This window comes from Kitasatospora sp. NPDC057542 (assembly GCF_042801945.1).
In the GTDB taxonomy this organism is placed as follows: Bacteria; Actinomycetota; Actinomycetes; order Streptomycetales; family Streptomycetaceae; genus Kitasatospora.
The window spans coordinates 18,329-41,026 of sequence record NZ_JBHVFE010000020.1; the positions used below are offsets into that span (position 1 = coordinate 18,329).

The following is a 22,698-nucleotide window of genomic DNA, read 5'->3' on the forward strand; positions in this document are numbered from 1 at the left end:
AGCCCGCACGCCGCAGCCCCACCCACAGAGTCGGCACTCGGAGAATCAACCAGCCCCCAAATCCGCCCCGCCCCCACCCTCCCGAAAGCCCCCCGTCGACGAGCTCCCCCGCAAAGCCCGCTCCAGATCCCGCAACGCCTGCCCCACCAACCGGGTCCCCGCCCGCACCACATCCCGCTGCACCCCCGCCGGCGCCCCCGCCAGCTCCTCCTCCAACCGCGCCTGCGCCGCCCGCACCGCCCCGAACTCCACCGGCTGCCCGGTCAGCAGCGCCGCCGCCGCGAGCGCCGTCGCCAGCCGCAGCTCCTCCGCGTACTCCCCCGTCCCCGGCACGGGCTCCGCGTCCGCCGCCGGCAGATGGGCCTCCAGCAGCACGGCCGCCCGTCCGAGGGCTCCGACCGCCGCCCGGGCCCGGTCGATCTGGCGCCGGCTCACCCCGGCCAGCCCGGACTCGTGCCGCCCCGGTTCGGTGTCGGCCCGCTGCATCGCCTGGATCAGCTCGGAGCGTGCCTCCCGCGAGTCCAGCAGCGCGCTGCGCACCGTCCGTCCGCGCGGCGCCGCCGGCTTCTCGTAGCAGGCGATCACCGCCCCCGCGTACCGTCCGGCCGCCGCCAGCCACTCGGCGAGCCGTTCGCCGAGCCGGGCGGTCTGCCAGGTCGGGAACAGCGCGTACGTGACGAGCGCGATCGATCCGCCGAGCAGCGTGAGCCCGACCCGTTCGACGGCCGTCACCAACGGGTTGCCTTCCTGCAGCCCGAGCAGGAACACCACGTACGTGGAGATCCCGACCGTGGTGAGCGCGTACCCGGTCCGGAACGCCAGGTACGACCCGCCGATGCAGACCACCGCCAGCGCGGCCAGCACCCACTCCCCGGGGTGGATCAGCTGCACCACCAGCGTCGAGGCGGCGACCCCGACCACCGTCCCGGCCAGCCGGGCGACGCCCCGGCTGTAGGTCTGCGCGAAGTCCGGCCGCATCACCATCGCGGCGGTCATCGGCGCCCAGTAGCCGTGGTGGAACCCGGCGAGCCGGGCCAGCAGGTAGGCGACGGTGACGACCCCGGCGAGCCGGACGGCGTGCTGGAAGATCGCCGAGCGCGGCCGGAGCTGCCGCCGGACGGCCCGTGCCGCGACCGGCAGCATCCGGGCGATGGTCGGTTTGTGCAGCGCCCCGCCGGCCCCGACCACGGGCGTGGTGATGGTGTCCTCGTCGTTGCGGTCCAGGGTGTCCGCGGCCTTCCGCAGCAGCCCGCCGAGCCGCCGGGCGGAGCGCCGGGCCGCTCCCTGGAGCCGCGGCCCTTCGTCCGAGCCGGCCAGGGTGAGCGAGGGCGCGGAGCGGGGGAGCCGGACCGGGTCGCCGGTGCGGATCGCCCGGGCGAGGGCGTCCATGACCTCGGCGGCCGCCGCCAGCACCTCCCGGGCCCGGTCCCGCTCCGGCCCCTCCTCGGGGGCGCCCACCTTGGGGTCGGCGAGGGCGGCGAGGGTAGGCCGGATGCGTTCGGCGATGCCGCGCAGGCCGCGCAGCTCGGGCGGCCGGTGGCGGTCCTGCCAGGGGGTGAGGGCGGCCGCGTGGCGGGCCGTCATGAACGGCTCCGGGTCCACGTGTGCGGTCGGGTCCTGCCGCAACCGCCGGGCGTAGTCGGCGAGTTCGGCGTAGGTGTCGGCGAGGGCCTCGCGCTGGGCGGTCCAGCTGCCGATCGGCCAGACGGTGATGACGGTGGCCTGGACGACCCCGCCGAGGGCGGCGACCAGCCCGTGGCCGAGCGCGGTGGCCACGCTGACCGGGAGCTGCACGACGATCAGCATCACCGAGACGGTGTTGGTGGCGACCACCCCGGCGGTGGGCCCGATCGCCCAGGCCAGCCCGGCGCCGAAGGCCCAGACCACGAGCAGCACCGGGAACAGCCCGGGGACACCGGCGGCCAGGTAGCCGAGGAAGGTGCTGATGCCGAGTCCGGCCCCGGCCGCCACGGCGAGGCTGGCCCGGGGCCGGAAGCTGCGCTGGAAGGTGGCCGAGCCGGCGATGAACGCGCCCATCGCGGCCGAGGTGGCGAGCGCGACGCCGCCGAGCGCGAGGGTCGGGAAGAGCACCAGCGCCACCGCGACCGCCCCGCGCACCGCCCGCTTGGGGTCGGTGAGCGCCCGGTCCAGGGTGAGCCCGGTCCGCGCGGTGTCACGAAGTGCGGCGAACCAGGACATAGCGACATCCTAGGGGGCGAGCCTCCACCTGATCCGCCTCAGCCGCGCCGCCGCCCACAGCAGTGCCCCGGTCGGGAGGAACACCGCGTCCGCCGCGATCATCGCCAGCGAGAAGACCGGCAGCCCGAGCACCACCGCGATCCCCACGTGCTCCAGCACCATGACGGCCAGCAGGACGTTCTTGACCCGCCGGTTGAGCAGCGTGAACGGGAACGCCACCTGGAGGACGACGGTGCCGTACGAGATCAGGAAGACCGGCAGCAGCGCCGAGCCGACCAGCGCGGACAGCCCCGGCCAGGGGGTGAAGTAGTCCAGGTGCAGCGGGTAGTACAGCGCGGTTCCGTCCTGCCAGCGCGAGCCCTGCACCTTGTACCAGCCGGCCGTGGCGTAGATCAGCACCACCTCGACGGCGATCACCAGCATCGCGCAGTTGTGCACCATGTTCGCCAGCCCGTCGAGCACCGCCCGCGGCTCGCCGTCCGGCCGCAGCCGGCCGAGCGTCCACCAGAGCCCGGCCACCGCCCAGAGCCCCCAGAACAGCGGCGACCAGCCGAGGTACGGGAAGGCCCGGTCGGTCCAGGTCAGGCTGTCACCGGCGAAGCCGCCGAACTGACAGACGGCCAGGACGGCCCCGAGCACCAGCCAGAGCGCCACCCCGGTCCGCCCCGGCCCCGGCCTCCTGGCGTCCAGCGACCAGACCTCGGCGCAGCGGGTGAAGACCAGGTAGACGGCCATCAGGTGGACGACGTTGTCGCCGCCGTCGCCGAGGAAGACGTCGCGGTTCTGCAGGGACAGCACGGTGACCAGGAACAGCACCGTGCTCGCCCTGGTCCGCCAGCCCAGCAGCACGGCCAGCGCCGCCAGCACCGCCAGGTGGTAGACCAGCTCGAACCAGAGCCGTCCGCCGAACCAGGGCAGCACGGTGAACGCCCCGTTGTCGGTCAGCAGCCGCTCGGCCAGCTCCATCGACCAGGGGGAGCGGTCGCCGTACAGCACCCGCCGGTTGGGCCACTCGCGCAGCAGGTAGGCCAGCCAGACCAGCCCGAAGCCGATCCGCATCACCGCGGCCTGGTGCCGGCCGAGCGCCCGCCCGGTGAAGGCCTCCATCCCCCGCCCGAGCGGAGCCCCCGGCCCGCGCGCCATCCGCACCGCCCCGGACTCCACCGCCCCGGACTCCACCGGCCGCCCGGCGCCGGCCTGCCGCGGCACGCCGTCCGACGGCAGCACCCCGTCCGGTGCCACCGCCCCGTCCGGCTGCCCGGCCCGCACCGTCGCCTCGTTCATCCGAGCAGCCCCCGGTAGTCCTCGTCCGCCACCGGCCACCAGGGCAGCTCCCGCACCCGGGGCGCCGGCGGCTCGGCCTCGCCGCTCCAGGACGGCGGCGGGACGGTGGCCGCGGTCGACCGGAACTGGATCTCCAGGATCCGCTCACCGTCCGCCTCCCGGCCGATCCGCTGCAGGGCGATCCGCTTGAGGTACTGCTCGGCGAGCGCGCCGCGTGGGGAGGCCGCGGCCTCGTCCTGCGGGTTGTGCGAGGCGTCGTAGAAGTCCCAGGCCCGGCGCAGCAGGTTCTGCTCGACGTGGCTGGGCGCCGGGTTGCCCCGTATCGCGGCGACGTCCTGCGCGGTCAGCCCGATCCAGTCGTGGGTGCGGGTCGTCCCGTCGGGCGCGACGGTGCGGACCCGGGCGTCCACGCTCACGTTCTGCTGGAGCGGGTTGGGCGCGAACAGCTTCCAGTTCTGCTCGAACTCCGGGTACACCACGCCGTCGAGCTCGTCCCGGTACTGCCGGGACACCGAGTTGGCGGGCGCGACGTGCAGGAACACCGCGGCGAGGAACAGCCCGGTGCCGCCGGCCAGCACCGCCCCGGCGAAGCCGAGGACCAACTGCGCGGGCCTGGACCAGGCCCTCCCGGAAGCCGGCCGGTCCGTCGTCTCGGTCATGGCACCCCCGCCCGGTCGGCGGACGCCGGCCCGGTGCCGGCGCGCTCGCGCGCGCCCATCCTGCCCCAGACCGTCAGAGGACGAAGGCCTCCTGGCCGGTGCTGCTCACCATGGGACGGCCCGCACCCTGCCAGGCGTGCATCCCGCCGTCGACGTTCACCGCGTCCCGGCCCTGCTGCACCAGGTACTGGACGACCTGCGCGGAGCGGCCGCCGACCCGGCAGAGCACGTACAGCTTCTCGTCCGGCAGCTCGCCGAGGCGGGCGATCACCTCGCCGATCGGGATGTGCAGCGCGCCGTCCACGTGGCCGGCGTCCCACTCGTCCTGCTCGCGCACGTCCAGCAGGGTGGCGTCGGCGGGCACGGCGGTGGCGTCGGCGGAGGGGATCTGCGGGAACATCGTGTGGCTCTCCTGATGGGGGTACGTCCCGGCCGAAGGCTGGGGGACGGTCGGGTGCGTGCCATTGTCGCCCACCGGCGCCGTGCCACGGCCGCCGGAGGACGGGCCGTCCGCCGGGGCCGGGCCGCCGAGCAGCCGTTCCAGCTCGGCCTGCCGCTCGGCGGCCTTGGCCAGCAGCTCCTCGGCGAGCTGCTCCAGCAGCCGGTCCGGATCCTGCGGGGCGAGGGCGAGCAGCTGACCCATCGGGGTCTGCTCCAGCCGGACCTGCTCGGCGGCGGTCTCGGCGATCTTGGCGGTCAGCCAGTCCAGTCGGCGGCGCAGCCAGTCCGGGCGGTCGGGGGAGTCGACGGCGGGCGCGGCCTCCGGCGCGGTGGACCACTCGGCGGCCAGGGCCCCCAGCGCGGCCGCGTCCCCGTACGCGTAGGCCTCGTTGACCCGGGCCAGGAAACCGGCCCGGCGCTGCTGCTCGGCCGGGTCGGTGGTCAGGTCGGGGTGGGCGCGGCGGACCAGCTCGCGGTAGATCCGCTGGGCCTCCTTGCCGGGCCGCACCCGCTCCGGCGCGGCGGGCGGCGGCGGGGCCGCCTCCCCGTCCTGCCCGGACTGCTCCCGCACCGAGTCGAACAGCGCGTCCAGGTCCGGCAGTTCCTCGACCTGCCGGCGCGCCTCGGCGGCCCGGCGCAGGTCCTCGGGACGGCCGGTGCGGGCCGCCACGGCCTCGGCGACCAGTGCGTCCAGCTCGTCCAGCCGGGCGTAGAGCGGGCCGAGCAGCTGGTGGTGGATCAGCGCGAAGTTGTCGATCTCGACCCGCAGCGTCTGCACGTCCACGTCCATGCTGAGCCAGGCCAGCTCCGCGGCGGCGACCCGCTCCTCCAGCTCTCCCCCAGCCTCCGGCCGGGGGTACCCCCAGCGCTCCGGGTCCGTCCAGCGGGCGGGGCTCTGTGCGCTCACTTCTCGCCTCTGTCTCGTCCGGCCGGCTGCGTCCTGCGGACCACCCGTACGGGCGGTCCGGCCTGCCACCCTACCGCCGTGGTCGCAGGCCCCGTCCGGGTGAACCAGGGGTACGGACCGGCGCGCGGCACGCGACACACAACCGATCCTGAGGAATCTCCCCGTTTCGGTGTCGAGTCCGGCCCGGTCCGTGCTTCGCTGGTATCCGCACAGCGTGCCTTCCTCCGGAGAGACGGCCGCCCCCGGACGCGGCGGCCAGGCGGGAGCAGAGCGGATCCATGGTGGCCGAGTCCAACTCCACACCGCGACCGGCGGGCGACGGAACCGCGTCGGGTGACCACCCGACGGGTGTGGCCGCCCTGGTCCGGCTCGCCCCCGTCCTGGTCGACCGGTCCGGCCGGATCGCGCAATGGGGCCGGGCAGCCGAGGAGCTCTTCGGCCACCGCGCCGAGGTCGCCCACGACCGCCCGGCCTCCGGCCTGCTGCCCGCCCTGGACTCCCGGGTGCTCGAACGCTGCTCCGTCCGCCGCCACTGCGACGCGTTCGACACCCTCGCCGAGCGGACCGCCGACGGCCGGCCCTGGATCGGCCGGCTCACCGTCACCGACCGCGAGGAGCACCAGCGCGACGTGCTCTGGTGGGCCTACCCGCTGCCCGGCCCGTCCGGCGGCCTGCTGGCGCTGGCCGCCGACGCCCGCCCGCTGCGCTCCACCGGGCCGCGGCTCGCACTCGGCGAGCGGCTGCTCCCGTTCGCCGCCGCGCCCGGCGCCCGGGGCGGTTTCCACACCCTGGCCGCGGCACTCACCCCGGCCGGGCGGCCGGTGCCCGAACCGCTGGCCCGGCTGCTGCCCGCCACCCACCGCGCGGCGCTGCTGGCCGCGCTGGAGCAGGGCGGGCTGCCCGCCCTGCGGCTGGACCCGGCCACCGTGCTGCCGGTGCTGCCCGCCGACGCGCAGACCGGTACGGCACACGCGGCCGCCGGCCTCGGCCGCCGCTACCCGACGCCCCAGCAGCGCGCCGCCCGGGTCGGCCCGCCGCCGCAGCCCGAGCAGGGCGCGCCCGGCCGCCGTCCGCCCGGGCCGCTGCCCGTCCAGCGCGAGACCGCCGAACGTCCCCCCGCCCAGTCCGCCGTCCCCTCCGCCGTCCGGCCGGTGGCCGTCGGCGGCGCCGCGGCGGACGGCGGCCCGTCCGTCCCGCCCCCGGCCTCAGGCCGGGAGGTGCCCCCACCCACCGCAGGAGCAGCCGCCATCGAGCACACCGCCGTCGAGCCGTCCGCCAACGGCCACCCCCCGCTGCACACCGACCAGGCCCCGCCCGTCCCCGTCCCGGTCCCCGCCCCCGCGGTCGGCGAGGGCCCGCCCGGCGGACGGCTCGGCTCGTTCCTCACCAACGGGCAGGCCGGCGAGCAGCTGGCCCTGCTGAACGAGGTCGGCGGCAAGGTCGGCACCACGCTGGACCTCGGCTTCACCGCCCGCGAGCTCTGCCAGGTGCTGGTCCCCCGGATCGCCGACTTCGCCTGCGTGGACCTGGTGGACGGGCTGATCGCGGACTCCGAGCTGCCGGCCGCCCGCCCGGACGACGACACCATGCTGCGCCGGGTCGCCCTGGTCTACAACGAGACCGGCGGCGCCTGGGACCACGTGCTCTCCGAGGGCTCGCTGGTCAGCATGCCCCGCCGCACCCCGCCCGGGATGGCCCTGCAGCTGAACCAGCCGGTACTGGTCCCGGTGGTCAGCTCGGACGTCGCGGTCGACTACGCGATCGCCCTCGGCGGCGTCCGGCTGGCCCCGGTGGTCTCCGGCCGCTCGATGCTGGTCGTCCCGCTCTCGGCCCGCGGCACCGTGCTGGGCATCCTCAAGCTGCTCCGGCTGCCGGACCGCGCGCCCTTCGACGAGAGCGACGCCGCGACCCTCAAGGAGCTGGCCGTCCGCGCCGCGCTGTCGCTGGACAACGCCCGGCTGCACCGCGCCGAGGCACGGGTCGCCACCACCCTGCAGCGCTCGATGATCCCGACCCGCCCGCCGCAGATCCCCGGCGTGCAGATCGCCCACCGCTACCTGCCCGGCGACCCCAAGGCCCAGGTCGGCGGCGACTGGTTCGACGCGATCCAGCTGCCCGGCAGCCGGGTCGCCCTGGTGGTCGGCGACGTGATGGGCCACGGCCTGCACTCGGCGGCCGCGATGGGCCGCTTCCGCACCGCCATGCAGACCCTCGCCGCCCTGGACCTGCCGCCCGGCCAGCTGCTGCGCCACCTCGACAACCTGGCCCACAAACTCGGCGACGACCACCTCGCGACCTGCCTGTACGCGGTCTACGACCCGATCAACCGGACCTGCGAACTGGCCAGCGCCGGCCACGTCCCGCCCGTCCTGGTGCACCCGGACGGCACCGGCGAGCTGCTGGAGATCCCGGCCGGCGCGCCGATCGGCGTCGGCGGCGTGCCGTTCGTCGCCAAGACCATCGACGTCTCGGACGGCTCGATGCTGGTGCTCTGCACCGACGGCCTCGTCGAGGTCCGGGGCGGGGACATAGGAGCCGGCCTGGCCGCGCTCTGCGGCAACCTGATCGACCCGCAGCAGAGCCCCGAGCAGGCCTGCGACGAGGTGCTGCGGCGGCTGCACTCGGACGACCGCAAGGACGACGTCGCCCTGCTGGTGGCCCGCTTCGACGGGGTCGCCCCGTCCGAGGTGGCCACCTGGGACCTCACCGTGGACCACCGCGAGGTCCGCCGGGCCCGCTCGCTGGTCCGCGAGCAGCTGGCCGGCTGGCACCTGGAGGCGCTCAGCGACACCACCGAACTGCTGGTCAGCGAGCTGGTGACGAACGCCGTGCGAGTCGCCCGGGACACCGTGAAGCTCCAGCTGATCCGGGTGGACAAGCTGCTGGTCGAGGTCAGCGACGACAACCACAACCTGCCCTCGCTGGAGCCGGCCGAACAGCTCGGCGAGACCGGCCGCGGCCTCACCCTGGTCACCAAGCTCGCCGAACGCTGGGGCACCGCCCGCAAGGCGGTGGGCAAGGTGGTCTGGTTCGAGCTCCCGCTCCCGCACGCCTGACGGCCGCACCGGACACCGAACGGCCGCGTACGGACACCCGTACGCGGCCGACGAAACGCGATCAGCACCCGTCAGGGGATGACGGCCTCCGCCGAGCGGCGCCGCCGAGCCTCCACCGCGACCTCCCGCGAGGCGACCGCGGCCACCGAGGTGGCGGCGCCGACCCCGGCCAGCACCCTCGGCCAGAAGTCCCCGAAGACCTCCACCGAGACGGCGATCAGCAGCGCGGTGATCACCGCGACCACGTGCTCCAGACCGGCCAGGTTCGGCAGCACGACCGCCTCGCCGATCATCACCGCCACCACCAGGCCGCCGGTGAACCAGGCCCGGCAGCGGAACGCGATGCAGATCGCCAGCGCCACCACCGCGGCCGAGGGCCCGGTGTCCCGCACGTAGGAGACCCACTTCGGGAAGCCGAACAGGTGGTGCGGCCCGATCGCCACACCGACCCGGGCGAACAGCGTGCCCGCCAGGGTGCACGCGTAGGCGACCACCAGGGTCATCCGCCGGCCGAGCACGATCTCGGCGATGGCGAAGACCACGAACACCTGGGCCAGCGCCCCCCAGACCGGAAGGTCCAGCGCCGGCACGTACAGGGAGAGCGGGGTCCGCAGCAGCGAGACCTCCAGCGGCAGCGCCGCCCGCACCACCCCGATGTTGTTGACGAAACGCTCGCCGCCCGGCAGGTGCTGGACGATGCTGAACAGCAGGATAAGAAACGTCGCCAGCGTGGCCAGCGGAACCGCGGCGAACTTCTTTCGCACCACCGCGTCCCGGACCGTCGCGAACAACGTTCCCCACTCGGCGACAGCGGCCGATCTGGCGATTGCCAGCGGCCGCTTTCGCACGCCCCCCGCGTGGGTCCTGTGAATCACAACCGTTTCTCCGAATCCCCGAACTCTCGACTACTGCAACATTAGAAGCCCGTTAACACGGCCACATCGGCATGAATGGGGATCGAGGTCATCCTCAGGGGGGAGGCCACTCCCCCGACGGACCCCCAATTCGGCCGACCGGCCCCCTCCGCCCCCCGGCGGAGGGCTACCCCTTCCCGTCCCGGGCCGCCACCGGGAGCCGGGGCGCCACCACGGCGGCCCGGGCGTGCCGGCGGCGGAACAGGGCGGGCAGGCTCGGCGCGACGATGAAACCCTCGGCGCGCGCGCTCGCGATGCCGATCCGCGGAATCTCGCTGCTCTTCTCGAAGAGCAGGTAACGCGGCTCCCAGATCGGCCGGTACTTGGCATTGGCGCGGTACAGCGACTCGATCTGCCACCAGCGCGAGAAGAATCCCAGGATCGAACGCCACAGCCGCAGCACCGGGCCGGCACCGAGGCGCGAACCCCGCTCGAAAACCGAGCGGAACATCGCGAAGTTCAGCGACACCCGCTTCAGCCCGACCTCCTCGGCGCGCTGCAGCAGTTCGATGACCATGAACTCCATCAGGCCGTTCTCGGTGTCCCGGGCCCGGCGCATCAGGTCCAGCGAGAGCCCGTCCGGGCCCCACGGCACGAAGCTCAGCAGCGCCTTCAGCTCGCCGTCCCCGTCGTGGCACTCCAGCATCACGCAGCGGCCGTCGCCCGGGTCGCCGAGCCGGCCGAGCGCCATCGAGAAGCCACGCTCGGTCGCCCCGTCGCGCCACTCGTCGGCCTTGGCCACCAGCTCGGCCATCTCCGCCTCCGAGATGTCCTCGTGGCGACGGATCCGCACCGTGTACCCGGCCCGCTTGACCCGGTTGTAGGCCTGCCGGACCACCCGCATCGCACGGCCGTCCAGCGAGAACTCGTCCAGTTCGACGATCGCCTCGTCGCCCAGCTCCAGCGCGTCCAGCCCGTGCCGGGCGTAGATCACCCCGGCCTCCTCGGAGGCCCCCATGACGGCCGGCGCCCAGGCGTGCTCGCGGGCCTCGGCCAGCCAGGCGTCGATCGCGCCCGGCCAGGCCTCCGGGTCGCCGATCGGGTCGCCCGAGGCGAGCGAGACGCCGCCGATCACCCGGTAGGTGACCGCCGCCTTGCCGCTGGGGGAGAAGATCACCGCCTTGTCCCGGCGCAGCGCGAAGTAGCCGAGCGAGTCCCGCTCGCCCTGCTTGTCCAGCAGGCCGCGCAGCCTGGCCTCGTCCTCGGCGGTGAGCAGCTCCTTGCCGCGCGGGCTGCGGAAGGCCACGTACAGCACCAGCAGGAAGAGCAGTGCGCCCATCGCGTTGATCGCGGCGTTCACCCAGGTCGGCGCGGCGATCACCGAGCGCAGGTGCTCGGACGGGGTGATCGTGATCATCCGGCCGACGGAGTACCGGAACAGGTCCCAGAAGCCGGCGCCGGACAGCTCGTTGGTCATCCAGACCAGCAGCGCGCCGACCCCACCGCCGAACGCCAGCCCGCCGACGAAGGTGGCCGCCGCGGTCTTCGGGTTGGAGCTGTCGCCCTTGGACGTGAACTCCTTCCGCCCGACCAGCAGCGTCAGCACGAACAGGCAGGTCAGGACGGTGGAGAAGTAGTTGAGCGGGTGGGTGTCGAAGCGCTCGTCCGGCACCACCATGGCCGCCAGGTACAGCAGCGCGAACATGCCGCCGAGCGCCGCGTTGAAGATCCACGCGGCCCGCTTGCGCCGCCGCATCGCGATCGCGAGGAACACCGACAGCACCGCGCTGGCCAGCCCGGAGGTCATCAGGTACGGGGTGAAGTACTCACCCTCGTTGTGCTCGCTGACCTGGTTGCGGAAGGGCACCAACAGCACCGTCGCCACGTTCAGCAACGCGATCAGCCGCAGGTACCAGACGGAGGCCGCGGCGGCCCTCGGACGCCAACGGTCCAGCGCGCCGCCGGGACGGGGCCCCGGGGATGTGGCGGACGGCTCCGACTTCACAGTGGACGACACAGCTCAATTCCAAACGATCAGATGGTGGGGCGCATCCGCAAACGGCCCGGCGTCGGGCGCCCGTTCTTGCCCGACGGACTGACCGGCGACCTCACCCGGCCGACCGCCGAATGGAGAAGCGGCCGGAAAAGGTTCAGCCAACTCCATGGTTCCCCACCGAAGCTGAGAATTGCGTGAACCGGGTAGCGGATTCCCACCCCCGCCGAACGGCGGGGGTCATCACCCCCCACACGTTCGGCGCCCCGACCCGGCTGCCCCTACTCTCGACTCGAAACGACCCACGCGGACCGCCCCGACCCGGCCGCCCGAACCGAGGAGGCACCATCACCACCACCCGCGTGCTGATCGTCGACGACGAGATCCTGGTCCGCTCCGGCCTGGGCCTGATCGTCGGCTCCGCCGCCGACCTGGAAGTGGTCGGCGACTGCTCCGGCGGGCAGGCCGAGGAGCACGTCCAGCGACTGCGCCCGCACGTGGTGCTGCTCGACATCCGGATGCCGGACCTCGACGGCATCTCCGTACTGCGCCGCCTGCGCGCCCTGCCCGACCCGCCCGCCGTGGCGATGCTCACCACCTTCGACACCGACGAGTACATCGGCACCGCGCTGCGGGCCGGCGCGGCCGGCTTCCTGCTCAAGGACACCGCCCCCGAGCAGCTGGTGCACGCCGTCCGGGTGCTCGCGGCCGGCGGCAACATCCTCTCCCCGACCGTCACCCGCACCGTGATCGGCGGCTACGTGGACGGCGGCGGCCCGGACGCCGAGGCCACCGCGCTCGCCCGCACCCTCACCGGCCGCGAGCTCGACGTGCTCTCGCTGCTCGGCGAGGGCCTGTCCAACGCCGAGATCGCCGACCGGCTCTTCCTCGGCACCGGCACCGTCAAGGACCACATCAGCGCGATCCTCGGCAAGCTCGGCGCCGCCAACCGGGTCCAGGCCGCCGTCCTGGCCCACCGGGCCGGCCTGGTCCGGCCCAAGCCCGGCGACGGGGCATGACGGCCGCCGACCAACTGCCGTCCAGACGGCTGCCGGCCTGGTGCACCGCCCCCTGGCTGATGCTGCTGCTGCCCGTCCTGTACTCCCTGCTGGACGCCGGCCTGGTGGCCCGGGAGGCCGCCTGGTGGCAGGTGGCGCTGTCCACGCTGGCCGCCGTCGCACTGTTCTGGCGCCGCCGCTTCCCGGTGGCGGTGCTGCTGCTCACCATGCCGGGCAGCTGGGTGGACGAGATCTGGCTGGCCCCGATAACGGCCGTCTACTCGGTGGCCGCCGAGCGCCCCCGCCCCCGGGTCGTGGTCCCCTGCGGCATCCTGTTCGCCCTGGTCGAGTTCTTCCACTGGCCGCTGCCCGAGGACATCGTCACCCTCAGCCGCGCCACCGCGCTGGACGCCATCCAGGCCGTGATGCTGGCGGCCGGCCCGGCCGCCACCGGTCTGCTCGCCCGCACCCGGCGGGAACTGGCCGTCCGCCTGGACGAGCTGACCCGCGGCCAGGAGCGGGAGAGCCGGCTGCTGGCCGAGCGGGTGCTGATCAGCGAGCGCGGCCGGCTGGCCCGGGAGATGCACGACGTGGTCTCGCACCAGGTCAGCCTGATCAGCATCCAGGCCGGCGCGCTCCAGGTGAGCAGCCCCGATCCGGCGGCCGTGACCGCCGCCCGCACCATCCGCGAACTGTCCGTACGGACCCTGGACGAGCTGCGCCAGATGGTCGGGGTGCTGCGCGGCACCGGCGGGCTGCCGGACGCCCCGCTCGCCCCGCAACCCCGGCTGGCCGACCTGCCCCGGCTGATCGAGGAGAGCGGCCTGGCCGCCGACACCGAGCTGGTCCCCGGCGACCGCCCGTGGCCGGAGGCGGTCGAGCGGGCCGCGTACCGCACCGTCCAGGAGGCGCTCACCAACATCACCAAGTACGCCCCGGACGCGACGGTGCACGTGCGGGTCCGGGCGAAGGGCCGCCGGCTGCGGGTCGAGGTCCGCAACGAGGCCCCGCCGGTGCACCCGGCCGAGATCCTGCCGGGCGGCGGCCACGGCCTGGTCGGCCTGCGCGAGCGCGCCCAGCTGCTGGGCGGCACCCTCACCGCCGGGCCGACCCCGGACGGCGGATTCGAGGTCCGCGCCGAACTCCCGGCCAGCCGAGGCTGACCCGTCCCGTCCTCGGACCCGTACCGCCCGGCACCGGGCTGCGCCGAGACAACGAGAAAGCCCCGCAGATCCGTAGATCTGCGGGGCTTCGCTGTGCGCGAGGGGGGAGTTGAACCCCCACGCCCTTTCGGGCACTGGAACCTGAATCCAGCGCGTCTGCCTATTCCGCCACCCGCGCATGGGTGTTGTCCTCGTTGCCGACCGATCTTCCGAACCGCTCGGTACCATGAGGACTTCGCGTTTCCTTGGACCGGCCTCCCTTCCGGGCGGCCCTTCCGACGTGGAAAACATTAGCACGACCTGGCGGGCTGCTCCGAATCCGTCGTCCGGAGGGCCCGACGGCATCCGAACCGATGCCCGGCGAACGTCCGTGCGACTGCCAGACGGGCGCTCCGACGGGCAGACCTGGCGTGCCGTACCCGAAATGCGTCACCCTGTGTGTCCGAGCCCACCCCCGGGCACCACACGCTCCGGGAACCGTACGGAAGGGCCCGGCGTGGATACGATCAGTACGGAAGTACCGCAAGTAGGAGGCGCGACCGGGTCCCGGGCGGGATCCGGCCGGCAGGCAGGCGAACGAACCCTGGAAGGGGGTGCCCCATGGGAGTGCTGAAGAAGTTCGAGCAGCGACTCGAGGGTCTCGTCAACGGCACCTTCGCCAAGGTGTTCAAGTCCGAGGTCCAGCCCGTGGAGATCGCCGGTGCGCTGCAGCGCGAGTGCGACAACAACGCGAGCATCTGGAACCGCGACCGCACCGTCGTGCCGAACGACTTCATCGTCGAGCTGAGCCCGCACGACCACGAGCGGCTCAGCCCCTACTCCGGGCAGCTCGGCACCGAGCTGGCCGGGATGGTCCGCGAGTACGCGGAGGCCCAGCGGTACACCTTCATGGGTCCGCTCCATGTGAACCTGGAGAAGGCCGACGACCTGGACACCGGGCTGTACCGGGTGCGCAGCCGCACCCTCGCCGCCGAGGAGCCCCAGCAGCAGCAGTACGCACCGCCGCAGCCCGGCTACGACCGCCCGCCGGCCGCCCCGGCCCCCGGCGCACCGTGGCAGCAGCCCGGCGCCGGCCCGTACGGCGCACCCCCGCCGCCGGCCGCGCCGCCCGCGATGCCCCCGGGTCCGCCCGCGCCCGCCGGCGGCAACGTCCGCGCCTTCCCCGGCGCCGGCCACGGCGGCGCCGGGATGCGCCGCTGGGTCGAGGTGAACGGCGCCCGGCACCAGATCACCGGTTCGGCCTGCGTGCTCGGCCGGTCGACCGAGGCGGACGTGCGGATCGACGACCCCGGGGTCTCCCGCAAGCACGCCGAGATCCGGCCCGGCACTCCTTCGATGGTGCTCGACCTGGGCTCCACCAACGGCATCGTGGTGGACGGACAGCACACCCAGCGCGCTACGCTCCGCGACGGATCCCGAATCGTCGTGGGCTCCACCACCATCGTCTACCGGCAGGTCGAAGGGTAGTGTCCGAATTGTTCGCGCGCCTCGCTCACCGACTGGCGGGACGGTCATGTCAGAACTGACCCTCACGGTCATGCGGCTGGGCTTCCTGGCCGTGCTGTGGCTGTTCGTCATCGTCGCGGTCCAGGTGATCCGCAGCGACCTGTTCGGCACCAAGGTGAACCCGCGGTCCTCCCGTCGTGGCGCGAGCGCCACGACGGCTGGCGGCGCGTCCACCGCGACCGCCGCACGCGCCGCGGCGCCGACCCAGGCCGGCCCGGCGGCGGGCCAGACCCAGGGCGGCGGCGGGCGCCGTCGCGGCGGCCCGACCCAGCTCGTCGTGGTGCAGGGCTCGCTGGCCGGCACCACGGTGGCGCTCCAGGGCCAGACCATCACGCTCGGCCGTGCGCACGACTCCACCATCGTGCTGGACGACGACTACGCGTCCTCCCGGCATGCCAGGATCTATCCGGATCAGACTGGGCAGTGGACGGTCGAGGATCTAGGCTCCACCAACGGCACCTATCTGGACCGGCAGCGCCTGACCGCGCCCACCCCGCTCCAGCCGGGCATGCCGATCCGTATCGGCAGGACCGTCATCGAACTGCGGAAGTAGTAGCGCATGAGGGACAGCATCCCGTCCATGACCCAGAGGGGGGCACAGGTCGCATGACCCTGGTGCTGCGCTTCGCCGCCGGCTCCCACAAGGGACTGATCCGGGAGGGGAACGAGGACTCCGGCTACGCCGGGCCGCGGCTGCTGGCCGTGGCCGACGGCATGGGCGGCGCCGCGGCCGGCGAGGTCGCTTCCTCCGAGGTGCTCGGCTCGATCGTCCGGCTGGACGAGGACGTGCCGGGCGCCGACCTGCTGACCCTGCTGGGCGACGCCGTCCAGGGCGCCAACGACCGGCTCCGGCAGATGGTCGAGGAGGACCCGCAGCTGGAGGGCATGGGCTGCACCCTGACCGCCATGCTGTGGACGGGCCAGCGGATGGGCCTGGTGCACGTCGGCGACTCCCGGGCCTACCTGCTGCGCGACGGCTCCCTGGTGCAGATCACCCAGGACCACACCTGGGTGCAGCGCCTGGTCGACGAGGGCCGGATCACGCCCGAGGAGGCCGAGACCCACCCGCAGCGCTCGCTGCTGATGCGGGCGCTGGACGGCCGCGGCCAGGTCGAACCCGACCTGTCGATCCGCGAGGTCCGGGCCGGCGACCGCTACCTGATCTGCTCCGACGGCCTCTCCGGCCCGGTCAGCCACCAGACCCTCCAGGACACCCTCGGCAGCTACTACGCGCCCGAGCAGACCGTGCAGGAGCTGATCCAGCTCGCGCTGCGCGGCGGCGGTCCGGACAACATCACCTGCATCGTGGCGGACGTCATCGACGTCGGCGCCACGGACACCATGAGCGGCCAGTTCAACGACGTCCCGGTGGTGGTCGGCGCGGTCGCCGACGCCCCGCCGTCCTCGGCCGCCGCCGACCGCTCGATCGCGGACACCCCGGCCGGCCGCGCCGCCGGCCTCGGCCGCGGCCCGCAGGGCGCCTTCGGCCCGGCCGAGGGCTACGACGCCGCGCAGGGCGGCTTCGGCCCCGCCGAGGGCTACGACGGCGAGTACGGCTCCGGCGAGCCCTCGGTGTACGGCACCGAGGGCCTCGACGAGGGTCGGCCCGCGAAGCGCAGGCGCAAGGGCCTGACGGTCTCGCTGGCCGTCCTGGTCACGCTCGGGCTGCTCGGCGGCGCCGGCTACGTCGGCTACCAGTGGACCCAGGACCAGTACTACGTCGGCACCCAGGACGACCACGTCGCGATCTACCAGGGCATCAACCAGAACCTGGCCGGCCTGAGCCTGTCCTCGGTGCACTCCTCCTACAGCAAGATCCAGCTGAAGTGGCTGCCCGAGGACCAGCAGGTCCACGTGAAGAAGACCATCTCGGTCGGCAGCATGAAGGACGCCCAGTCGACGGTCAACGAGCTCGACGGCTGGGTCCAGCTCTGCCAGCGGGCCGCGAAGGCGACCGTCCCGGCCGCACCGCCCGCCACCCAGGCGTCCCAGGCCGTGTACCTGGCCGCCACGCCCACCCCGACCGAGAAGAACCGCGGCCCGGCCGCGGCGACGCCGAGCACCGGTCCCTCGACCGCACCGACGCCGACCGCCCCGGGGGCACCCGCCCCGGCGCCGAACGCCACCCCTCCGGCCACGCAGGGCGACCAGGCTCCGTTGACCGAAGAGGAGCTCAGCCGGGCGAACTCCTGCCCGAAGCAGTGACATCCGTGATCCGACATAGGTCCGCCCCGAACGGGCTTGCCGGCCGTCAGGGAGCGGTCACCACGTGAGCAGCTACGACCTGAGCCAAGAAACCACCCGGTCCGGCCGGCGCCGGGCGACGGCCGAACGCGCCGCCCCCCGTCGGCGGGGCAACACCACGATCTCCCCGCAGGGGGCGCCCAACCGGCGCAACACCGAGCTGGCCATGCTGGCCTTCGCGGTGCTGATCCCGGTCCTCGCGTACGCCAACGTCGGCCTCGCGATGGACGGCAAGCTGCCCGCGGGCATGCTCGGCTACGGGTTCGGCATGGGCGCTCTGGCGATGGTCGCGCACCTGCTGGTGCGCCGCTTCGCGCCGTACGCGGACCCGCTGATGCTGCCGATCGCCACCCTGCTGAACGGGCTCGGGGTGGTGATGATCTGGCGCCTGGACAAGGCCGGCAAGCTGCTCAAGAACAACTACCCGGCGGCCGAGAACCAGCTGATGTGGTCGGCCCTGGGGATCGCCGGCTTCATCGCGGTGATGGTCCTGCTGAAGGACCACCGGGTGCTCCAGCGCTACACCTACATCTCGATGGTGGTGGCCCTGGTCCTGCTCGCCGCACCGGCCTTCTTCCCGTCCCGGGACGAGGACTTCGGCGCCAAGATCTGGATCCGGATGGGCAGCTTCTCCATCCAGCCCGGCGAGTTCGCCAAGATCATCCTGACCGTCTTCTTCGCCGGCTACCTGATGGTCAAGCGGGACGCCCTGGCGCTGGCCAGCCGCCGGTTCATGGGCCTGTACCTGCCGCGCGGCCGCGACCTCGGCCCGATCATCGTGATCTGGCTGCTCAGCCTGCTGATCCTGATCTTCGAGAACGACCTGGGCACGTCCTTCCTGTTCTTCGGCCTGTTCGTGGTGATGCTCTACGTCGCCACCGAGCGGACCAGCTGGATCCTGTTCGGCCTGCTGATGTCGGTCGGCGGCGCGGTGGCGGTCGCCTCGACCGCCAACCACGTGAAGGTCCGCATCAACGCCTGGCTCGACCCGATGGCCGTCTTCGGCCCGAACCCGCCGAAGGGCGCCACCGAGCAGATCGGCCAGTCGCTGATGGCGCTCGGCTCCGGCGGGGTCACCGGCTCGGGCCTCGGCCAGGGCCGCTCCTGGCTGATCGGCTTCGCTGCCAAGAGCGACTTCATCCTGGGTTCCTTCGGCGAGGAGCTCGGGCTGGCCGGACTGATGGCGATCTTCCTGCTGTACGCGCTGCTGGTGCAGCGCGGTCTGCGCACCGCGCTCGCCGCCCGCGACCCGTTCGGCAAGCTGTTCGCCGTCGGGCTCTCCTCGGCGATGGCGATCCAGGTGTTCGTCGTGGCCGGCGGTGTCACCGGGCTGATCCCGCTGACCGGTATGACCATGCCGTTCCTCGCCCAGGGCGGTTCGTCCGTGGTCGCCAACTGGGCGCTGGTCGCGATCCTGCTGAAGATCAGCGACAGCGCCCGCCGCCCCGGGGCCGAACCGGCCCCGGCCACCGAGGGCCAGGGAGGACCCGCCCGATGAACAAGCCGATCCGCCGGGTCTCGATCTTCTGCCTCGTGCTGATCCTGGCCCTGATGGTGCGCACCAACTGGGTGCAGGGCGTCCAGGCCGAGTCCTGGGCGACCAACAAGAACAACAAGCGCCAGCTGTACGACCGCTACGCCCACCCGCGCGGCAACATCATCGTCAGCGGCCAGCCGGTCACCAGGTCCGACTTCGTCAACGGCCTGCGCTACAAGTACAAGCGCTCCTGGGTCGACGGCCCGATGTACGCCCCGGTGACCGGCTACTCCTCCCAGGCCTACGGCTCCAACCAGCTGGAGAACCTGGAGGACGGCATCCTCTCCGGCACCGACGACCGGCTGTTCTTCCGGAACACCCTGGACATGCTGACCGGCGAGCAGAAGCGCGGCGGCGACGTCGTGACCACCATCAACGCCAAGGTCCAGAAGGCCGCCTTCGACGCCATGGGGAACAAGAAGGGCGCGGTGGTCGCGCTCGACCCGAAGACCGGCGCGATCCTGGGCCTGGTCTCCACCCCCTCCTACGACCCGGGCACCTTCGCCGGCGGCGAGGCCGCCGACACCAAGGCCTGGACGGACCTCAACGCGGACCCGAACAAGCCGATGCTCAACCGGGCGCTGAAGGAGACCTATCCGCCCGGCTCGACCTTCAAGCTGGTCACCGCGACCGCGGCGTTCGAGAACGGCCGGTACCAGGGCATCGACGACGCCACGGACACGCCCGAGCCGTACATCCTGCCCAACACCACCACGCAGCTGAAGAACGAGAGCCCCAACGAGCGCTGCGAGAACGCCACCATCAAGTCCGGCATGGACCAGTCCTGCAACACGGTCTTCGCCAAGATGGGCGCGGACCTGGGCAAGGAGAGGATGCGGGCGCAGGCCGAGAAGTTCGGCTTCAACAGCACGATCGACACCCCGGTCCGCTCCGAGAAGAGCGTCTTCCCGGACAGCCCGAGCCTGGACGGCACCGCCCAGGACTCGATCGGCCAGCACGACACCCGCGCCACCCCGCTGCAGATGGCCATGGTCTCCGCCGCGATCGCCAACAACGGCAGCCTGATGCAGCCGTACCTGGTCGACCAGGAGCGCTCGGCCACGCTGACCACCGTCTCCAAGCACACCGAGAAGCAGTTCTCCCAGCCGATGAGCCCGGCCACCGCGCAGAAGATGCAGGACCTGATGGTCTCGGTGGTCGAGAACGGCACCGGCAAGAACGCCCAGATCCCCGGACTCCAGGTCGGCGGCAAGACCGGCACCGCGCAGCACGGCGAGGACAACGCCGGGCTGCCGTTCGCCTGGTTCACCTCCTGGGCCAAGACCCCGGACGGCCAGTCGGTCGCGGTCGCGGTGGTGGTCGAGGACGGGTCCCAGAACCGCGACGGCATCAGCGGTGGCCGGCTCGCGGCCCCGATCGCCAAGGCGGTGATGCAGGCCGCACTCGGCAAGTAGGAGCGCGGATCCGGGGTGAGGGGAATGTCACGATCGGCACCGTCGTCCGGATACCGGTCTGATATCGGCCGACGGTCGACTCCGGTCCGATGCGGTACGACCGGTAGCGTATCCGCCAGCAGCGGGTGTGCCCGTTGCCGCCCGCGAGGCACCGCACGGCCCGGCCGGAGAACCGGTCGCGGACCGCGCGGCGTCACCCAGAGCGTGCGGGGACGCCTACGTCACAACCTCACCGGCCGGTGAGGGAGAGGGTCGGAACTATGGAAGAGCCTCGTCGCCTCGGCGGCAGGTACGAGCTCGGCGGCGTCCTCGGACGCGGCGGCATGGCCGAGGTGTACCTCGGCCATGACACCCGACTCGGCCGCTCCGTCGCAGTGAAGACGCTCCGGGCCGACATGGCCCGGGATCCGTCGTTCCAGGCCCGCTTCCGCCGCGAGGCACAGTCGGCGGCGTCCCTGAACCACCCCGCGATCGTCGCCGTGTACGACACCGGCGAGGACTACATCGACGGCATCTCCATCCCGTACATCGTGATGGAGTACGTCGAGGGGTCCACGCTGCGCGAGCTGCTGCACTCCGGGCGCCGGCTGCTGCCCGAGCGCGCGCTGGAGATGACCATCGGCATCCTCCAGGCCCTGGAGTACTCGCACCGGGCCGGCATCGTGCACCGCGACATCAAGCCGGCCAACGTGATGCTGACCCGGCAGGGCAACGTCAAGGTCATGGACTTCGGCATCGCCCGTGCGATGGGCGACGCCGGAATGACCATGACGCAGACCTCGGCCGTCATCGGCACCGCCCAGTACCTCTCCCCCGAGCAGGCCAAGGGCGAGCAGGTCGACGCCCGCTCCGACCTCTACTCCACCGGCTGCCTGCTCTACGAGCTGCTGACCGTCCGCCCGCCGTTCGTCGGCGACTCCCCGGTCGCGGTGGCCTACCAGCACGTCCGGGAGGAACCGCAGCCGCCGTCCGTCTTCGATCCCGAGGTGCGCCCCGAGATCGACGCGATCGTGCTGAAGGCGCTCGCCAAGGACCGCGACTACCGCTACCAGACCGCCGACGAGATGCGCGACGACATCGAGCGCTTCCTCGACGGCCTGCCGGTGGCCGCCGCCCAGCAGGCCGCCGCGTACGGCATGGGCCCGGCCGGGTACGGCTACGACCAGAACGGCTACCCGCAGCAGCACGACCCGTACGGCCAGACCAACGTCCTGCCGCAGCAGCCCGGCGGCGGCCCGACCACCGTCCTGCCGCAGGCCTCCGGGCAGCCCGGCTACGGGCAGGGCGGCTACCAGGACGACGGCTACGGCCAGACCCACGCCGGCCCCGCGGTCGGCGGCAACGACGACGGCTACGGCCGCGGCCGCAGGGGCGAGGACCCGCCGAAGAAGAGCAACACCTCCTGGATCGTGCTGGCGGTGGCCGCCGTGTTGGTCCTGGTCGGCACCTTCTTCGTCGCCCAGGCGATGTTCAGTGACAAGGGCACGAAGGACGCCGCGAAGGTCACCGCGCCGAACCTGGTCGGCAAGACCCTGGCGGAGGCCAAGACGGCCGCCACCGGGGCCGGTCCCAAGCTCGTGGTGACCGAGGGCGAGAAGATCGCCTGCCCGGACGCCAACGTCAAGAAGGACCAGGTCTGCACCCAGACCCCGCTGCCGGGCACCCAGGTCGTCGAGACCTCCACCATCACGGTGCAGATCTCCTCGGGCCCGGCCAAGGCGCCGCTCCCCCCCGTGGTCGGCAAGCCCAAGGACCAGGCCGTCAAGGCCCTCGCCGACGCGGGCTTCACCAACGTCACCACCGAGTACAAGGACGACGACAACGCCGCGCAGGACACCGTCACCGCCCAGGACCCGGCGGCCAACGCGGCCGTCGACCCGAGCACCCCGATCAAGCTGACCGTGTCGCAGGGCAAGGCCAAGGTGAACGTGCCGAACGTGGTCGGCTCCCAGAAGGAGGACGCGACGGCCACCCTCCAGGGCCTCGGCTTCCAGGTGGACGCCTCGAAGACCGCCACGGCCCCCGACCCGAGCAAGGTCAACACCGTCGCCTTCCAGTCGGTCCCGGCCAACACCAAGGCCCCGGCCAACACCAAGATCTCGCTGACCGTCTACAAGGCGCAGGACAAGCCCCAGGTCCCGCCGCTGGCGAACGTCAAGCTGTCGGACGCCGCCAACCAGCTGAAGGCACTCGGCCTGACGTACACGGTGGTCAGCGGCCCCGCGGACCCGAACGCGACGGTGCAGCAGAGCAACCCGCCGGCCGGCACCCAGGTCGACCCGAACACCCAGATCCAGCTGTACACCAAGGCGGCCGAGCCGCCGAAAGGGGGCGACCCCACCACCCCACCCGCCAAAGGGGACCACTAGGCCTCCGATCTTCCCCTGGTTCGGCTGAGCCGGGGCCGGACGCCGGGGTGACTCCCAGGGACGCCCGAGGGCC

Annotated in this window: 15 protein-coding genes and 1 tRNA gene; 9 read left to right on the forward strand and 7 right to left on the reverse strand. The window is 73.1% G+C overall.

What is annotated here, in order from left to right; all coding sequences use genetic code 11:
* Window positions 1–45 precede the first annotated feature (45 nt).
* The 4 genes from ACFU7Y_RS04965 to ACFU7Y_RS04980 all read right to left on the reverse strand — a co-directional run bounded on the left by ACFU7Y_RS04965 (window position 46) and on the right by ACFU7Y_RS04980 (window position 5,490).
* The gene (locus tag ACFU7Y_RS04965) at window positions 46–2,199 is read right to left on the reverse strand and encodes an FUSC family protein (protein ID WP_224284209.1); all 2,154 of its coding nucleotides are present in this window, start codon (window positions 2,197–2,199) and stop codon (window positions 46–48) included.
* Between the two features lie 9 nt (window positions 2,200–2,208).
* Window positions 2,209–3,483 (reverse strand): HTTM domain-containing protein, encoded by a 1,275-nt coding sequence (locus ACFU7Y_RS04970; RefSeq protein ID WP_380766499.1) that lies wholly within the window; start codon window positions 3,481–3,483, stop codon window positions 2,209–2,211.
* Entirely contained in the window at window positions 3,480–4,142 is a 663-nt protein-coding gene (locus tag ACFU7Y_RS04975; protein WP_380766500.1) for a DUF5819 family protein, read from the reverse strand. Before ACFU7Y_RS04975 ends, ACFU7Y_RS04970 begins: the two co-directional genes overlap by 4 nt.
* 73 nt (window positions 4,143–4,215) lie before the next feature.
* On the reverse strand, window positions 4,216–5,490 hold the full coding sequence (locus ACFU7Y_RS04980) for a rhodanese-like domain-containing protein (RefSeq protein ID WP_224285068.1): 1,275 nt from the start codon (window positions 5,488–5,490) through the stop codon (window positions 4,216–4,218).
* A gap of 278 nt (window positions 5,491–5,768) precedes the next feature.
* Here ACFU7Y_RS04980 and ACFU7Y_RS04985 point away from each other — a divergent pair, with 278 nt between their 5' ends.
* Window positions 5,769–8,546: a SpoIIE family protein phosphatase gene (locus tag ACFU7Y_RS04985; protein ID WP_380766501.1), complete on the forward strand. Its 2,778-nt coding sequence runs from the start codon at window positions 5,769–5,771 to the stop codon at window positions 8,544–8,546.
* 71 nt (window positions 8,547–8,617) lie between these two features.
* Here the strand turns inward: ACFU7Y_RS04985 and ACFU7Y_RS04990 are convergent, their stop codons facing one another.
* Window positions 8,618–9,310 carry a hypothetical protein gene (locus tag ACFU7Y_RS04990; protein WP_224283226.1) on the reverse strand — a complete coding sequence of 231 codons (693 nt, stop codon included), beginning with the start codon at window positions 9,308–9,310 and terminating at the stop codon, window positions 8,618–8,620.
* Window positions 9,311–9,587: 277 nt separating this feature from the next.
* Entirely contained in the window at window positions 9,588–11,417 is a 1,830-nt protein-coding gene (locus ACFU7Y_RS04995; protein ID WP_374120062.1) for a phosphatidylglycerol lysyltransferase domain-containing protein, read from the reverse strand.
* A 341-nt stretch (window positions 11,418–11,758) separates the two neighbouring features.
* Here ACFU7Y_RS04995 and ACFU7Y_RS05000 point away from each other — a divergent pair, with 341 nt between their 5' ends.
* Together ACFU7Y_RS05000 and ACFU7Y_RS05005 are read left to right on the forward strand one after the other, a co-directional pair.
* Window positions 11,759–12,412: a response regulator transcription factor gene (locus ACFU7Y_RS05000; protein ID WP_224283230.1), complete on the forward strand. Its 654-nt coding sequence runs from the start codon at window positions 11,759–11,761 to the stop codon at window positions 12,410–12,412.
* A complete protein-coding gene (locus ACFU7Y_RS05005; RefSeq protein WP_224283227.1) occupies window positions 12,409–13,554 on the forward strand; it encodes a sensor histidine kinase in 1,146 nt (381 codons plus the stop codon). Before ACFU7Y_RS05000 ends, ACFU7Y_RS05005 begins: the two co-directional genes overlap by 4 nt.
* A 94-nt stretch (window positions 13,555–13,648) precedes the next feature.
* On the opposite strand, the gene ACFU7Y_RS05010 is transcribed toward ACFU7Y_RS05005, so the two are convergent.
* Window positions 13,649–13,732 (reverse strand) — tRNA-Leu (locus ACFU7Y_RS05010).
* Window positions 13,733–14,154: 422 nt separating this feature from the next.
* Between ACFU7Y_RS05010 and ACFU7Y_RS05015 the strand changes: the two genes are divergently transcribed.
* From ACFU7Y_RS05015 to pknB, 6 genes are all read left to right on the forward strand, one after another.
* Entirely contained in the window at window positions 14,155–15,021 is an 867-nt protein-coding gene (locus ACFU7Y_RS05015; RefSeq protein ID WP_380766502.1) for an FhaA domain-containing protein, read from the forward strand.
* A 46-nt stretch (window positions 15,022–15,067) separates the two neighbouring features.
* Window positions 15,068–15,613, forward strand: a complete 546-nt coding sequence (locus tag ACFU7Y_RS05020; protein ID WP_380766503.1) for an FHA domain-containing protein — start codon at window positions 15,068–15,070, stop codon at window positions 15,611–15,613.
* A gap of 53 nt (window positions 15,614–15,666) precedes the next feature.
* Window positions 15,667–17,265, forward strand: coding sequence for a PP2C family protein-serine/threonine phosphatase (locus ACFU7Y_RS05025; RefSeq protein ID WP_380766505.1), 1,599 nt, complete (start codon window positions 15,667–15,669; stop codon window positions 17,263–17,265).
* Window positions 17,266–17,425: 160 nt separating this feature from the next.
* Window positions 17,426–18,802: an FtsW/RodA/SpoVE family cell cycle protein gene (locus tag ACFU7Y_RS05030; protein WP_224283632.1), complete on the forward strand. Its 1,377-nt coding sequence runs from the start codon at window positions 17,426–17,428 to the stop codon at window positions 18,800–18,802.
* Window positions 18,799–20,256, forward strand: a complete 1,458-nt coding sequence (locus tag ACFU7Y_RS05035) for a peptidoglycan D,D-transpeptidase FtsI family protein (protein WP_380766506.1) — start codon at window positions 18,799–18,801, stop codon at window positions 20,254–20,256. Before ACFU7Y_RS05030 ends, ACFU7Y_RS05035 begins: the two co-directional genes overlap by 4 nt.
* Window positions 20,257–20,516: 260 nt before the next feature.
* Window positions 20,517–22,625: a Stk1 family PASTA domain-containing Ser/Thr kinase gene (gene pknB / locus ACFU7Y_RS05040; RefSeq protein WP_224283630.1), complete on the forward strand. Its 2,109-nt coding sequence runs from the start codon at window positions 20,517–20,519 to the stop codon at window positions 22,623–22,625.
* Window positions 22,626–22,698: the final 73 nt, after the last annotated feature.